Genomic DNA, 14,853 nt, shown 5'->3' on the forward strand with positions numbered 1-14,853 from the left:
CCGACAAGGAGTGAGCAACATATGGTGCGTATGACGCGAAGACGGTTCACGGCGGTCGGGGTGGGGGCGGTGACGGCCCTGGGTCTGGAGGCGGGACGAGCGGTGGCCGCCGAGGCAGGGGGGACCCCGACGGAGTTCCGGGGCGTATGGGCCGCGACCGTCGCCAACATCGACTGGCCGTCCCGCCCGGGGCTCACCCCGGACCGGCAGCGCGAGGAACTCCTCGCCCTCCTCGACTCCGCCGTGACCCGGCGGCTCAACGTCGTCCTCCTCCAGATCCGGCCGACCGCCGACGCGTTCTGGCCGTCGCGGTACGAACCGTGGTCCGAGTTCCTGACCGGCACCCAGGGCAAGGACCCGGGCTGGGACCCGCTGGCCTTCGCCGTCCGTGAGGCGCACCGGCGGAGCCTGCACCTGCACGGCTGGTTCAACCCGTACCGCATCGCCAACCACACCGACCCCGGGCGGCTCGTCCCGTCCCATCCGGCGCGAAAACACCCGGGGTGGGCGGTGCCCTACGGCGGGAAGCTCTACTACAACCCCGGTCTGCCGGACGTCCGCCGGTTCGTCCAGGACGCCATGCTCGACGCGGTGTTCCGCTACGACCTCGACGGGGTGCACTTCGACGACTACTTCTACCCGTACCCGGTGGCGGGCCAGGAGTTCGACGACGCGGCGGCCTACCGGCGGTACGGCGGGAAGTTCCCGGACCGGGCCGCCTGGCGGCGCGACAACATCGACCGGCTGGTGCGCGAGACGGGCGAGCGCATCAAGCGGCGCAAGAAACATGTGCGGTTCGGGGTGAGCCCGTTCGCCGTGTGGCGCAACAAGACGACGGATTCCCGGGGTTCGGACACCCGGGCCGGGGTGCAGACGTACGACGACCTGTACGCGGACACGCGTAAGTGGGTGCGCGAAGGGTGGATCGACTACATCGTCCCCCAGGTGTACTGGCACATCGGCAACACCGCCGCCGACTACGCGACCCTCGTGCCGTGGTGGGCCCGGACCGTGCACGGCACACACGTCGGCCTGTACATCGGCGAGGCGCTCTACCGGCAGGGCGACCCCTCGCAGCCGGCACCCTGGCAGGACCCGGCCGAACTCTCCCGCCACCTCACGCTCTGCCGGCGCCACCGCGAGGTGGGCGGGAACGTCTACTTCTCCGCCCGGCAGGTGCGGGAGGATCCGATCGGGGCGATGGCGCGCGTGGTCCGGGACCACTACCCTCGCCGCGCGCGCCCGCCGCGCTGACCGGCGGCGCTACTGCTCGCCGGTCGCCTTCCGGTGATCCACCACCGAGTCCGGACCCGGCGACATGATGGTCTCGTGGCCGTTCTCGGAGCGGACGCGGTACGGGGGTGCGCCGTTGTGCCCCAGGACCTCGACGATCTCCACGACGTGGTCCTGCTGGCCGACGATCCTGCCGTGCACGACCAGACGGTCGCCCTTGCTCGCATGCATCGACGCGGCTCCTTCCATCGGGGTCGGTCGTGGCTTCCGCGGCCAAGTTTAGGGGCGCGGGGGCGGTTCGGCCCGGGGTGCGGCCCGATTGGGGGGTGCCCCGGCATCGCGGCTTCGCCGCGAGGTCCTCAAACGCCGGACGGGCTGAGTGGTTGCGCCCGGGCGCGCAATCAAGCCCGTCCGGCGTTTGAGGACGAGCGGCGAAGCCGCGAAAAGCGGGGTCTGGGGCGCAGCCCCAGGAAGCGGCGAAGGGGCGGGGCCGGGGCACCCCCAACGCGCCCCCTCACGTCCGCTGCGTCACCGCGATACACACCAGCACCGCGCCGGCGGCCAGCGGCGCCGCAGGCGAAAGCCGCTCGCCGAGCAGCGCCACAGACCACACCAGAGTCAGCAGCGGCTGCGCGAGCTGCAACTGGCCCGCACGGGCCACCCCGGTCGCCGCCATCGCGCGGTACCAGAGCCACATGCTCACGAACTGGGAGAACGCCAGCCAGCCGAGACCGGCGGTCGCCTTGGCCGTGACGTGGACGGGCTCCAGGGCGAGCGCGGCCGCTGCCCCGGCGGCACCCGCCGGCAGGCAGAGGACGAGGGCCCAGGCGATGACCTGCCAGCCGGGCAGTTCCCGGGCCAGCCGGCCCCCCTCGGCGTAGCCGGAGGCGCACACCAGCAGCGCGGCGAACAGGTACAGGTCGCCGGTGCCCGGCCGGCCGCCGCTCTGGTAGAGGGCGAACGCGATGACGACCACCGCTCCGGCCACGGCGGCGGCCCAGAAGGCGCGGGAGTGCCGGGTGCCGGTGCGCAGCGTGGCGTAGACGGCGGTGGTCACCGGCAGCAGGCCCACGACCACGGCCGCGTGCGAGGTCGTCGACGACTCCAGGGCCAGCGTGGTCAGCAGGGGGAAGCCGACGACGCAGCCGGCCGCCACCGCGAACAGCCCGCCCCAGTGCCGGCGGTCCGGTGGCGGCACCCGGCCGGCGAGCAGGAAGCCCGCCGCGAGCAGGGCGGCGAGGACGGCGCGGCAGGCGACCACCGACCAGGGGCCGAGCCCGTCCAGGGCCCAGACGGTCGCCGGGAAGGTCAGCGAGAACATGCCCACGGCGAGTAGGGCGAGGAGCGTGCCGCCGTTCGCCAAGCCGCCGTTGACCGCTATCGACATCGGGCGAGTAGCGCTATCTTGTGCTGTCATGCACGAGCGTAGCAGCGTCTCCGAACTGGCCGGTCTCCTGCGGCAGGAGGTCAACCGCTACTCACCGGGTGAGAAGCTGCCGTCCAGCCGGGCCCTGATCGACCGCTTCCGGGTCAGCCCCGTCACCGTCTCCCGGGCCCTCGCCGTCCTCGCGGCGGAGGGGCTGGTGGTCACCCGGCCGGGGGCGGGCGCGTACCGCGCCGAGGCGCGGACGGCCGCCGGCCGCGCGCCGCTGGGGGACACCTCCTGGCAGCAGGTGGCGCTGAGCGCCGAACCGGGCGACCGCACGGTGCCGCGTTCCGTCGAGGCGGCCCGGATCTGTGCGACGTTCACCCCGACACCGTCCGGGACCATCGACCTCGCCGGCGGCTACCTCCACACCTCGCTGCAACCGGAACGCGCCCTCGCCGCGGCCCTCGGCCGGGCGGGCCGCCGCCCCGGCGCCTGGGACCGGCCGCCGGTCGAGGGCGTCGACGCGCTCCGCGCCTGGTTCGCGAGGGCGATCGGCGGACCGGACGGCACGGTCGCCGCCTCCGACGTCCTGATCACCGCCGGCGGCCAGAGCGCCCTCACCACCGCGCTGCGCGCCCTGGCGCCCCCGGGCGCTCCCGTGCTCGTCGAGTCGCCCACATACCCCGGCGTACTCGCCGCCGCGCACGCCTCCGGGCTGCGCCCCGTGCCCGTCCCGGTGGACGCCGACGGGGTCCGCACCGACCTGCTGGCCGACGCGTTCCGGGCCACCGGCGCGCGGGTCTTCTTCTGCCAGCCCCTCTTCCAGAACCCGACCGGCGCCGTCCTCTCCGCCGAGCGCCGCCGCGAGGTCCTGCGCATCGCCCGGGCCGCCGGGGCGTTCGTCGTCGAGGACGACTTCGCCCGCAGCCTGGTCCACGCGGACGCTCCCGCGCAGCCGCCCACCCTGGCGTCCGAGGACCCGGACGGCGTCGTGGTGCACGTGACGTCCCTGACGAAGTTCGTCTCGCCCAGCCTGCGGGTCGGCGCGCTCGCGGCCCGGGGACCGGTGGTCGAGCGGCTGCGCGCGGTCCAGTTGATCGACAGTTTCTTCGTGCCACGGCCCCTTCAGGAGGCGGCCCTGGAACTGGTGGGTTCGCCTGCCTGGGCGCGGCACGCGCGGACGGTCGCGGCCGAACTCCGGGCTCGGCAGCGGGTGTTCCTCGCCGCGGTGCGGAGGGAATTGCCCTCCGTGGTGGTCGATCATGTGCCGCCGGGCGGCTTCCACCTGTGGCTGCGCCTGCCCGACGGCACGGAGGAGGCCGCTTTCGTCTCGGCGGCGCTGCGCGCGGGGGTCGCCGTCGCGCCCGGCCGGCTGTACTACGCGGCGGAGCCGCCGGCGGCTCATGTGCGGGTGTGTGTGGCGGCGGTTGCGGGGGAGGCGGAGCTGGTGGAGGGGGTGCGGCGGTTGGGGGTGCCCCTGGCCCGCCCTTTCTCCCCCAGCTACCGCTGGGAGGTGCCCCCAGTTTCCTGGGGCTGACGCCCCAGACCCCGCTTGCCGCGGCTCCGCGCGCTTGTCCTCAAACGCCGGACAGGCTGATTTTTCAGCCTGTCCGGCGTTTGAGGACAAGCGCGCGGAGCGCGGTTTTGGGGGTGCGGGGGCTTGGCCCCGCAAGAAACGGTGAAAGGGCGGGACCGGGGCACCTCACCCCCCGAGCGGCAACACCCGCTCCAACTCCCCGAACACCCGCACCAACAAGGCCCGATGCGCAGACAGAACCTCCCCCGCCGCATCCCCCGCGAACATCCGCCGCAACGACGTCGCGCAAGCCCCCCGATAAGCGGCGACCGCCAGAGCCGCGGTCATCCGGGGCTGCGGATCGCCGGGCCCGGGGCGGGCCGCGATCTCTGCCGTCAGGGCGGCCTCCAGCTCGTCCACCCCCTCGCGCAAGCGAGCCCGCAGCGCGGGCGACCCGTACACGACCCGCCAGAACGGCGGGTGCCCGACGGCCGACAGGGGATGGCCCTCGTCGACGAGCCGCAGCGCGAGGTCGCGGAGCGCGGCGACCGGGCTCTCCCCGGGGGCGCGGTCCCGGACGGCCGTGACGGCGAGTTCGATGCCCTGGGGGATGCGGTCGAGGAACAGGTCCTCCTTGCGCGGGAAGTGGTTGAAGACGGTCATGGCGGAGACCTCGGCCGCCTCGGCCACCTCCGCCACCGTGACCTCCTCGAAGCCGCGCTCGAAGAACAGCCGCGTGGCCACGTCCGAGATCCGCTGCCGCGTCCGCATCTTCTTGCGCTCCCGGAGCGACATTCCCGCCGGTTCCGCTGCCTCTGGTCCACTCATGAACAGAAGGCTATATCCAATCAAATGTTTTAGTGGCTACAGTGAAGTCCATGAAGCCTCTGGATTCCACGGAACACGACGTCATCGTGGCGGGCGGCGGCCCCGTCGGCCTCACCCTCGCCTGCGAACTCGCCCTGGCCGACACCCGCGTCCTGGTCCTCGAACGCCGCACCGAGGTGGACCGGACCATCAAGGCCGGCGCCATCAACACCCCCAGCGCGGAGGCGTTCTACCGCCGGGGCATGCTGCCGGCCCTCGCCGGGATCCAGCGGGAGGCGATGGGCCGCTTCAGCTCCTTCCTCGCCGGCCGCCGGGCCGCCGGGGCGTCCACCCCCACGCCGCCGCCCCGGTTCGCCGGGCACTTCGCGGCGATACCGCTCCGGGCCGACCTCTTCGACGCGTCCGACCCCAACTTCGGGAACGCCGGACCGGCGGCGGACGTCGGCCTCGTCCCCCAGGAGCCGCTGGAGCGGCTGCTCGCCGAGCGGGCGGCCGGGCTCGGCGTCGGCATCCGCCGCGGCGTGACCCTCACCGGCTTCGACGCCGACGACACCGGCGTGACCGTCCACACCGACGCGGGCCCGGTCCGTACCGGCTGGCTCGTCGGCTGCGACGGCGGCCGGAGCACCGTCCGCAAGCTCGCCGGCTTCGCCTTCCCCGGCACCGACCCCGAGATCACCGGCCGGCAGGCGCTCGTCGAGATGACCGGCGCGGAAGGGCTCGGTTCCGGCTGGCAGACCACCCCCACCGGGCACTACGCCCACGGGCCGATGCCCGGCCGCGTCCTCACCGTGGAGTTCGACGGACCGCCCGCCGACCGCGAATCCCCGGTCACCGCACGAGAGATCGAGGACAGCCTGCGCCGGGTCACCGGCGTCGACGTGACCGTCACCGCCGTGCACACCGCCACCCGGTTCACCGACAACGCCCGCCAGGCGTCCACCTACCGCAAGGGCCGCGTCCTGCTCGCCGGCGACGCCGCCCACGTGCACTCGCCGTTCGGCGGCCAGGGCCTCAACCTCGGCATCGGCGACGCCGTGAACCTCGGCTGGAAGCTCGCCGCCACCGTCCGGGGATGGGCGCCCGACGGCCTGCTCGACACCTACACCGCCGAACGGCACCCCATCGGCGCCTGGGTGCTGGACTGGACGCGGGCCCAAGTGGCCATGATGCGGCCCGATCCGCACGCCCGCGCGCTGCGGGCGGTCGTCCGCGACCTGGCCGGGACCGTCGGGGGCACCACCCACCTCGTCAAGCGGATCTCCGGCGTGTGGCAGCGGTACGACCTCCCCGGCGGTCACCCGCTGACCGGCCGCAGCGCCCCCGACCTCGCCTTCGCGGACGGCGGCAGGCTGGGTGACCACCTGCACCACGGCCGCGCCCTGCTCGTCGACCTCCGCGACGACCCGGAACTCCGGGCGTCCGCCGGCGGATACGGGGGCCGGGTCGAGGTGATCACCGCCGCGTGCCCGGACCGGCCGGGGCTCGCCGGCCTGCTCGTCCGGCCGGACGGCGTCGTCGCCTGGGCGGCCGACGCGGAGGGCGGCACGGAGGGGTTGGACTCCGCGCTCCGCCGGTGGTTCGGGGAGCCGCGATCCGTCGCCGTCAATTCTTGAACGTTCGGTTCAATTCGTATAGCGTCCCGTCCATGGGCAGGAACAAGGAGTTCGACCCCGACGCCGCGCTGCGGTCAGCGCTGGACCTGTTCTGGCGCAAGGGGTACGAAGCCACCTCGATGCAGGACCTGGTGGACCACCTCGGCGTCAACCGGGGGAGCCTCTACGCGACCTTCGGCAGCAAGCACGCCCTCTATCTGCGCGCCCTCGACCGGTACTGCGAACTCAAGGGCGAGGCCACCCTGGAGCTGCTCGGCCGGCCGGGTCCCGCTCTGCCCGCCGTCCGTGAACTGCTGCTGCGCTACGCCGCCGAGAGCATGGACGACCCGGACCGCAAGGGCTGCCTGGTCACCAACACCGCCGTCGAGGTGCTGCCCGGCGACGAGCAGGCCGAGCGGCGGGTCGCGTCGGCCCTGGACGAACTGGAGACGGCCGTCGCCGGCGCCCTCGTCCGGGCCCGGCACCAGGGCGAGCTGGCGGAGGGCGCCGACCCGCGCGCCCTCGCCCGGTTCTTCGTCACCTTCCTCCAGGGCCTGCGCGTCGTCGGCAAGACCGCCGACGGGCGCCGGCGGCTGGAGGACGCGGTCGACGGGGCGCTGAGCGTGCTCCGCTGAGCGTCCTCCGCCGGACCTGCCCCGCTGCCCCCGGCGTCCGGAACCCCCTGTGTCCCAGGGGGTTTTCCTTCGCCCTGTTATTGGAACGATCGGTTAGGAAAGGTGTTGCCGCATGAGCCGAGCCACCACCGTTCCCCGGCCCGTCTATGTGCTCGCGCTGGGCATCTTCGCCATGGTCACCAGCGAGTTCGTGGTCGCCGGGCTGATGCCGCAGCTCGCGGAGGGGCTGGACGCCACCGTGCCCGAGGTCGGGTACCTGATCACGGCCTACGCCGCCGCCATGGCCCTCGGCGGCCCCTTCCTCACCGTCGCGCTGATGAGGATGTGCCAGAAAAGCGCCCTGTACGTCCTGTTCGCCGTCTTCCTGGCCGGGAACGTGCTGGCCGCCACCGCCACCGACTACCCGGTGATGCTGATCGCCCGGATCGTCACCGGCGTCGCCTCCCAGGCGTTCTTCGGCATCGGCGTCTCCCTCGCGGCCCAGCTCGCGAGCCCCGAGGCGCGCGGCCGGGCGCTCGGCACGGCCATGAACGGGCTGATGCTCGGGACGCTGCTGGGCCTGCCGCTCGCCACCCTCGTCGGCGAACACCTCGGCTGGCGGGCCGCGTTCTGGGCGATCAGCCTGCTCACCGCCCTCGCCGCGCTGTGCACCGCCGTCGGCGTCCCCCGTCCCGGCCGGCCGCAGGGCGGCGAGAGCTTCCGGCAGGAGCTGGAGACCTTCCGCAACCCCCGGCTGTGGCTGGTCCTGTCCACCAGCACCCTGATCATCGGGGCCACCTTCGCCGCGTTCAGCTATTTCAACCCGCTGCTCACCGAGGTCACGGGCTTCGGCACCGGCACCGTGCCGCTGCTGCTGATCGCCTACGGCGCCGCCACCGTGCTCGGCAACTCCGTCGTCGCCCGGCTCGCCGACCGTCACACCCTCCCGGTGCTGCTTACCGGTCTGACGCTGAACGCCCTCTTCCTCACCGGCCTCGCCCTGCTCGCCCACCTCGCCGTACCCGCGGTGATCTGCATGATGGGCATCGGACTGGTCGGCGTGACCATGAACCCGGCGATGATCACCCGCGTCCACCGCACCGCCAACGCCCGTCCCCTGGTCAACACCATCCACTCCTCCTTCATCACCCTCGGCATCATCATCGGGTCCTCGGTCGGCGGACTGACCGTGTCCGGCTACGGCCTGCGCGGGCCGGTGTGGCTCGGCGCCGGTCTGGCCGTCCTGGGCCTGCTCACCCTCGTCCCCGATCTGCGGCGGCGGGGGAGCGGTGGGGCTGCCGTGAAGCAAGAAGTGAGGGAAGTGGAGAAGGAGTTGTGCGCGGCGCGCGGGTGACGGGCGCGGGGCGCCCGGCGACGGCCGTCGCCGGGCCGCCCGCTCACAGCTCCCGGTACATCACATGCAGCCCGACGTAGCCCTCCCGCGGATGCCGGAACGCGCCCGGCACGGTGCCCACCACCTCGAAGCCCAGTGACCGGTACAGCCGCACGGCCGGCTCGTTGCACTCCACGACCGCGTTGAACTGCATCCCCCGGAAGCCCGCCGCCCGCGCCCACTCCAGCGTGTACTCGCACAGGGCCCGGCCCACGCCCCGGCCGGCGTGCACCGGGTCCACCATGTAACTGGCACTGGCGATGTGGTCGCCGTTGCCCGGCCGGTTGACCGTCATGGCGGCGGTGCCCAGGACCGTACCGGCGCCGTCGACGGCGACGACCGTACGGTTCGGGGCCGGGAGCAGCCACAGGGCGCGGGCCGCCTCCTCGTCGAGGTCGAGCGGGTAGACGAACGTCTCGCCGGCGGCGGTGATCTCGCGGAGGAACGGCCAGATGGCGGGCCAGTCGTGCCCGGTGGCCTCTCGGATCTGCATGGCCGAGATCCTCCACGGGGGAGGGGTGGAGCGCCATAACTTTTCGGCGGCGTCCCTCCTGACCGGCGGGTACGCGTCCCCGCCGGTCGGGAGGGGGTGCCGCGAGGCCGAGGTCAGGAGGGGGTGCCGCGGCGGCCCAGGGAACCGCCGAGGAGACCCAGGGCGATGCCCAGCACCACGAAGACGGTGTTCGCGTAGACCGCGTAACCGTCGGGGGCGAGATACCGGAGGAAGCCGAAGAGCCGGAACCAGCCCAGCCATTCGTGCAGCAGACCGGTGATCCCGCCGGCCGTCAGGACGAAACTCAGAAAACTCAGCGCACTCTTCATGCGGCGAAGGTAGGAGGCGGCGTGCGGGCGCGGCGTCGGCCGTCGGGAGGCGGTGCGCCGACCGGAGGAGGCGTCCGGAGGGTGCGGTGTCGTCCGAAGGTATCGGGACGCGCCGAAGCTGTCGGGCGAAGGTATCGGGCCGGTCGGCGGGACGGTACGCCCGCCGCCCGGGCGCGTACCGTCCGGTCATGACCCGCCTCCGTCCCACCACCCGCGACCGGCTCGCCGACCTCGGGTGCTTCCTGCTCGCCGCCGCCTTCTCGGTGGCCACCGCCGAGGACGCGCTGGACGGCCGCCGGCTGTCCGAAGCGGTACTGTTCGCCGACCAGTTGGCGGGCGGGCTCGCGTGCGCGGCGCTGTTCCTGCGGCGGCGGTGGCCCGTCCAGGTCGCGGTGGCGCTCGTGGTGACCGGGTCGTTCTCGCACTTCGCCGCCGGGCCGATCATGGTCGCCCTGTTCACCGTCGCGGCCCGCCGGCCGCCGCGCGTCACCGGGTGGGTGGCCGCGTTCACGGCGCTGCCGCTGCCCGTCTTCCTGCTCGGCCGGCCGGCGCTCGACGAGCCCGGGACCGCCTCCGCGTTCACCTACTTCGCCCTGGTCGCGGGCGCCTTCGGCTGGGGCCTGTACGTCCGCTCCCGCGGCCGGCTCGTCGCCGGGCTGCGGGAGCGCGCCGACCGGGCGGCGGAGGAGGCGCGGCGGCAGGTGCGCGAGGAGATCGCGCGCGAGATGCACGACGTGCTCGCGCACCGCCTCTCGCTGCTCAGCGTGCACGCGGGTGCGCTGGAGTTCCGGCCGGACGCGCCCGCCGAGGACGTCCGGCGGGCCTCCGGGATCATCCGTGACGCGGCGTACCAGGCCCTGGAGGACCTGCGCGAGATCATCGGCATCCTGCGGCTGCCCGCCGGGGACGCCCCGGACCGGCCGCAGCCGACGCTCGACGACATCCCGCGGCTCGTGGAGGAGTCGCGGGAGGCGGGGATGCGGGTGGAGGTCGCCATGCGGGCCGCCGCCGGTGCGCCCGTGGGTGGTCCGCCGGCCGACGTCACCGGGCGTACCGCGTACCGGATCGTCCAGGAGGGGCTCACCAACGCCCGTAAGCACGCGCCCGGCGCGGACGTCACCGTCACCGTCGAGGGCGGCCCCGGCACCGGGCTGGTGGTGGAGGTGCGCAACGCGGTGCCCGCGCCGGTGCCGGCCGCCGCCCTGCCGGAGGGCGTGCTCCCCGGAGGCGTCCGTCGGGGCGGCGGCACCCTCCGCGCCGGCCTCCCGGGCGGGGGTGCTTCGCACGGCGGTGACCCGGGCGACGGAGCCTCGCGCGGCGGTGTCCCGGGCGGCGGTGTCCCGGGCGCCGGGCAGGGCCTCACCGGCCTCGCCGAACGCGCCCGGCTGGCGGACGGCCGACTGGAACACGGCTCTACGGACGGGGAGTTCCGGCTGCGCGCGTGGCTGCCCTGGGACGGGCGGCGCACGCCGTCGTCCCCGCCGCGCGAGGCGGTCGGGGGCCGTGGGGGTGGCGGGGGCGCCGGCGCGCGGGTGCCGTGAGCCCGCCCGCCGCTGCGGCCTGGGACCGCAGGGGCCTCGGACCGAGGGGGCCGGCGGCCCGGCCCAGGGCTCTCGCCGCGGCCCGGTTCTCCCCCGGCGCCGGCCCCGGCCGGCGGATAAGGTGAGCGAGCCGACACCCGCCCACCCGCAGCCGCCCTCCACCCCCCGAGGGAGCCCGAGAAGCCCGAGGAACCCCGGTGACCGAGCCCGCGTCTGACTCCGCGACCGAGTCCGCGACCGTCCGCGTCCTCCTGGTCGACGACGACCCGCTGGTCCGGTCGGGGCTGCGGCTGATGCTGGGCGGCGACTCCGGCCTGGAGATCGTGGCGGAGGCGGCGGACGGCGCCGAGGTGGAGCCGCTGGTCGACGCGCACGCCCCGGACGTCGTCCTGATGGACATCCGGATGCCGACGGTCGACGGGCTCGCGGCCACCGAGGCGCTGCGCCGCCGCCCGCGTCCGCCCGAGGTCGTCATCCTGACCACGTTCAACACCGACGACCACGTCCTGCGCGCCCTGCGGGCCGGCGCCGCCGGTTTCGTCCTCAAGCACACCCCGCCGCCGCAGATCGTGGAGGCCGTACGGAAGGTGGCCGCGGGGGAGCCGGTGCTCTCCCCGGCCGTCGTCCGGCAGCTCATCGCCCAGGTGGCGGACGGCACCGGGCCCGGCGACCGGGCGGCCCTGGCCCGGCGGCGGCTCGCGCTGCTCGGCGAGCGCGAGCGGGAGGTGGCCGTCGCGGTCGGCCGCGGGCAGTCCAACGCGGAGATCGCCGCGCACCTCTACCTGAGCGTCCCCACGGTCAAGACGCACGTCTCCCGCATCCTCACCAAGCTCGGCCTGAACAACCGGGTGCAGATCGCGCTCCTGGCGAACGACGCCGGGGAGCTCTGACATGCCGTCAGGCACCGACGGGCCCCTCTGCCTCGCCCCGCAGTACACGTCGACCCGCGAGCTGCTGGCGCGCGCCGCCCGGAGCCGGGGCATGGACGTCGTGACGCTGCCCGCCCGGCCGACGGGCGACGGCACGGGCCCCGGCGGCCACTACTACGGCGGCCCCCACTACGCCGCCCGGTTCGGCGCCGGCCTCGGGGTGGCCCTCCTGGAACCGGCCGACGACTGGCTGCCCCGGCTGCCGTTCGCCTTCCGCCGCCGGAACACGGTCCTCACCACCCTGGGCGCCGCCCGCCGGCTGGACCGGCCCGCCTTCGTGAAACCGCCGTCCGACAAGAGCTTCCGGGCCGCCGTCCACGCCGACGGCGGCGGGCTGCCGGCCGCGGCGGACCTGCCGGACGGGACGCCGGTGCAGATCGCCGACGTGGTGGAGTGGGCCGTCGAGTTCCGGCTGTTCGTCCTGGACGGCGAGGTGCGCACCGGCAGCCAGTACGCCGTCCACGGGCGCCTGGAGTCCGCCCCGCTCGACGGGCACCGGCACCGCGCCGCCGTCCTCTCCTTCGCCCGCCGCCTCCTGGACGCCTGCGGCGACACACTGCCCAGCGCGGTCGTCGTCGACGTCGGGCTGCTGCGCACCGAGCGGGCGCCGGACGCGGAGTGGGCGGTGGTAGAGGCCAACATGGCCTGGTTCAGCAACTGTTACGCGGCCGACCCGGACCGGGCCCTGGACGTCGTCCTCCGCGCGGCGGGCCCCCGCGAGCGGCTGTCCGGGCGGGACCGCCGGTTCTGCCGGGACGACGGGCGTGGGGGCGGGAGCCGGGACGACGGGCATGGGGGAGCCGTTCAGGCGGGCAGGGCGGGGTAGTCGGTGTACCCCTGGTCGCCGCCGCCGTGACGACCTCGACGGCGAAGCGGACGCGGGCCACCGGCGGCTGAGCCTCTGGCGGGGGCGGGGCGGGGGATCGGGGGCGTACGTCTCCGGCGGTACGCGGCCGCGGGAAAAATGCGTTGACGCGCCTCCGCCGCGCTTCCTACCGTGTATCCCGCCCCTGTTGCCGTCGATCGGAGAAGGACGTTGCTCGTCTGAGGTCCTGAGACACCGCGCGCCGCGCAGCCACGCCGTTCCCGCGTCCGCTGCCCGCGTTCCGTGTGCGACCTCGACGCTTCAGCCGTCCTCCCGCCGGTGCGGGGATCCTCGTCGTGCTTTCGTGGTTCTCCCGCTTCGCAAGGTCGCCCCGCGGTGTTCTCGTGCGCTGCCGCCCACGTGCCCACCTCACACGACCTTGCGAGGCCCGTATGTCACATCCCTCTTCTTCCTCTTCTTCTTCGTCGTCCGTCTCCGTCGCCTGCTCGGCCCTCGCCCATGAATGGCCGGACGGCACCACAGTCTTCGACGGTCTCGACGTCTCCTTCGGGCCCGGCCGGACCGGCCTCATCGGCGTCAACGGATCGGGAAAGTCGACCCTGTTGAAGATGATCGCCGGGGAGATCCGGCCGTCCGGCGGCAGCGTCCGGGTGACCGGCGAGGTCGGCCACCTTCCGCAGAACGTCACGCTGGACACCGCGCTCCGCGTCGAGGACGTCCTCGGTATCGCCGCCACCCGCGCCGCCCTGCACGCCATCGAGGCGGGCGACGCCCGCGAGGAGCACTTCGCCGCGGTCGGCGACGACTGGGACGTCGAGGAGCGCGCCACGGCGACGCTCGCCGGCCTCGGGCTGGGCCACGTCGGCCTGGACCGCACCACCGGCGAGCTGTCGGGCGGCGAGTCGGTCCTGCTACGCCTGGCCGCGCTGCTGCTGCGCCGGCCGGACGTCCTCCTCCTCGACGAACCCACCAACAACCTCGACCTCTACGCGCGCCGCCGCCTCTACGCGGCCGTCGAGGCGTGGTCCGGCGTCCTGATCGTCGTCAGCCACGACCGCGAACTCCTCGAACGCGTCGACCGGATCGCCGATCTCCGCGCGGGCGGGGTCGCCTGGTACGGAGGCGGCTACTCCGCGTACGAGGAGGCGGTGGCCGCCGAACAGGAGGCCGCCGAGCGCATGGTCCGGGCGGCCGAGTCCGACCTGCGCAAGCAGCGGCGCGAACTGGCCGACGCACACGTGGTGCTGGCACGCCGCAAGCGGTACGGCCAGAAGATGTGGGACAGCAAACGCGAGCCGAAGATCGTCATGGGGGCGCGCAAGCGGCAGGCCGAGGTCTCCGCCGGCAAGCACCGCATCCTGCACGAGGAGCGGGTCGCCGAGGCGCGGGAACGGCTCGACAAGGCGGCGGAGGCCGTGCGCGACGACGACGAGATCCGCGTCGACCTCCCGCATACGGCCGTACCGCCGGGCCGCTCGGTGCTGACGCTGCGCGAACTCCGGCTGCCCCATGGGGCGCGCGTGGACGGCGAGTTGGAGCTGCGCGGGCCCGAGCGGATCGCGCTCGTCGGCCGCAACGGCTCCGGCAAGACGACGCTCCTGCGGACGATCGCCGGCGAGCTCGACGCCGTCTCCGGCGAGGCGACCGCCCACGTCCCGCTGCGGTTCCTGCCCCAGCGGCTCGACGTCCTCGACGACGGGCTGACCGTCGTCGAGAACGTGGCGCGGTTCGCCCCCGAGGCGACCCCGAACGAGATCCGGGCCCGCCTGGCCCGCTTCCTGTTCCGGGGCGCCCGGGCCGCGCAGCGGACCGCCACCCTCTCCGGCGGCGAACGCTTCCGCGCCGCCCTGGCGGCCCTCATGCTCGCCGAGCCGGCCCCGCAGCTCCTCCTCCTCGACGAACCGACGAACAACCTCGACATGGCGAGCGTCCGGCAGCTGACGACGGCCCTGGAGTCCTACGAGGGCGCGCTGATCGTGGCCTCCCACGACCTCCGCTTCCTGGAGTCCATCGGCGTCACCCGCTGGCTCCGGCTCGACGGCGGCCTGCGGGACACGACGGGCGAGGAGGTGCGGGCGGAAACGGCCGACGCCTGAGCGGGGGCGCCGGCCGGACGTCCACGCCACCGGTGACGGACCGCGCTCGCCGCGCGGGGGCGGGCGCCCGGCGCATCAAGCGCGGCGCGAA

14 protein-coding genes are annotated in these 14,853 nt (G+C 74.4%); 9 read left to right on the top strand and 5 right to left on the bottom strand.

Annotated elements, in window-relative coordinates; translation table 11 throughout:
- Positions 1 to 21 precede the first annotated feature (21 nt).
- Positions 22 to 1,254 carry a glycoside hydrolase family 10 protein gene (locus K7I03_RS27115; RefSeq protein ID WP_185945686.1) on the top strand — a complete coding sequence of 411 codons (1,233 nt, stop codon included), beginning with the start codon at positions 22 to 24 and terminating at the stop codon, positions 1,252 to 1,254.
- 9 nt (positions 1,255 to 1,263) lie between these two features.
- Here K7I03_RS27115 and K7I03_RS27120 read toward each other — a convergent pair whose 3' ends face one another.
- Both K7I03_RS27120 and K7I03_RS27125 read right to left on the bottom strand, forming a co-directional pair.
- Positions 1,264 to 1,464 carry a DUF1918 domain-containing protein gene (locus K7I03_RS27120; RefSeq protein WP_185945685.1) on the bottom strand — a complete coding sequence of 67 codons (201 nt, stop codon included), beginning with the start codon at positions 1,462 to 1,464 and terminating at the stop codon, positions 1,264 to 1,266.
- Positions 1,465 to 1,747: 283 nt separating this feature from the next.
- Positions 1,748 to 2,650, bottom strand: a complete 903-nt coding sequence (locus K7I03_RS27125) for a DMT family transporter (RefSeq protein WP_185945684.1) — start codon at positions 2,648 to 2,650, stop codon at positions 1,748 to 1,750.
- Here K7I03_RS27125 and K7I03_RS27130 point away from each other — a divergent pair.
- Positions 2,649 to 4,139: an aminotransferase-like domain-containing protein gene (locus tag K7I03_RS27130; protein WP_224347234.1), complete on the top strand. Its 1,491-nt coding sequence runs from the start codon at positions 2,649 to 2,651 to the stop codon at positions 4,137 to 4,139. The genes K7I03_RS27125 and K7I03_RS27130 overlap by 2 nt on opposite strands.
- A gap of 165 nt (positions 4,140 to 4,304) precedes the next feature.
- On the opposite strand, the gene K7I03_RS27135 is transcribed toward K7I03_RS27130, so the two are convergent.
- A complete protein-coding gene (locus K7I03_RS27135) occupies positions 4,305 to 4,946 on the bottom strand; it encodes a TetR/AcrR family transcriptional regulator (protein WP_185945683.1) in 642 nt (213 codons plus the stop codon).
- Positions 4,947 to 4,996: 50 nt separating this feature from the next.
- Here K7I03_RS27135 and K7I03_RS27140 point away from each other — a divergent pair, with 50 nt between their 5' ends.
- From K7I03_RS27140 to K7I03_RS27150, 3 genes are all read left to right on the top strand, one after another.
- A complete protein-coding gene (locus K7I03_RS27140) occupies positions 4,997 to 6,562 on the top strand; it encodes an FAD-dependent monooxygenase (RefSeq protein WP_185945682.1) in 1,566 nt (521 codons plus the stop codon).
- Positions 6,563 to 6,594: 32 nt separating this feature from the next.
- Complete coding sequence (locus tag K7I03_RS27145) at positions 6,595 to 7,176, top strand: TetR/AcrR family transcriptional regulator (protein ID WP_185945681.1); 582 nt, start codon at positions 6,595 to 6,597, stop codon at positions 7,174 to 7,176.
- A 112-nt stretch (positions 7,177 to 7,288) separates the two neighbouring features.
- Entirely contained in the window at positions 7,289 to 8,509 is a 1,221-nt protein-coding gene (locus K7I03_RS27150; RefSeq protein ID WP_185945680.1) for an MFS transporter, read from the top strand.
- 43 nt (positions 8,510 to 8,552) lie between these two features.
- Here the strand turns inward: K7I03_RS27150 and K7I03_RS27155 are convergent, their stop codons facing one another.
- Both K7I03_RS27155 and K7I03_RS27160 read right to left on the bottom strand, forming a co-directional pair.
- Complete coding sequence (locus tag K7I03_RS27155) at positions 8,553 to 9,041, bottom strand: GNAT family N-acetyltransferase (protein ID WP_185945679.1); 489 nt, start codon at positions 9,039 to 9,041, stop codon at positions 8,553 to 8,555.
- 113 nt (positions 9,042 to 9,154) lie between these two features.
- Positions 9,155 to 9,370 carry a hypothetical protein gene (locus K7I03_RS27160; RefSeq protein ID WP_185945678.1) on the bottom strand — a complete coding sequence of 72 codons (216 nt, stop codon included), beginning with the start codon at positions 9,368 to 9,370 and terminating at the stop codon, positions 9,155 to 9,157.
- 188 nt (positions 9,371 to 9,558) lie between these two features.
- Between K7I03_RS27160 and K7I03_RS27165 the strand changes: the two genes are divergently transcribed.
- The 4 genes from K7I03_RS27165 (at position 9,559) to K7I03_RS27180 (ending at position 14,762) form a co-directional block, all read left to right on the top strand.
- Positions 9,559 to 10,911: a sensor histidine kinase gene (locus K7I03_RS27165; RefSeq protein ID WP_185945677.1), complete on the top strand. Its 1,353-nt coding sequence runs from the start codon at positions 9,559 to 9,561 to the stop codon at positions 10,909 to 10,911.
- Between the two features lie 197 nt (positions 10,912 to 11,108).
- Positions 11,109 to 11,801, top strand: coding sequence for a response regulator transcription factor (locus tag K7I03_RS27170; RefSeq protein ID WP_185945676.1), 693 nt, complete (start codon positions 11,109 to 11,111; stop codon positions 11,799 to 11,801).
- Between the two features lies 1 nt (position 11,802).
- Positions 11,803 to 12,666, top strand: coding sequence for an ATP-grasp domain-containing protein (locus tag K7I03_RS27175; RefSeq protein ID WP_185945675.1), 864 nt, complete (start codon positions 11,803 to 11,805; stop codon positions 12,664 to 12,666).
- Between the two features lie 431 nt (positions 12,667 to 13,097).
- Positions 13,098 to 14,762, top strand: coding sequence for an ABC-F family ATP-binding cassette domain-containing protein (locus K7I03_RS27180; protein WP_185945674.1), 1,665 nt, complete (start codon positions 13,098 to 13,100; stop codon positions 14,760 to 14,762).
- The last annotated feature ends 91 nt before the right edge of the window (positions 14,763 to 14,853 follow it).

The organism is Streptomyces mobaraensis, assembly GCF_020099395.1.
Taxonomy (GTDB): Bacteria; Actinomycetota; Actinomycetes; order Streptomycetales; family Streptomycetaceae; genus Streptomyces.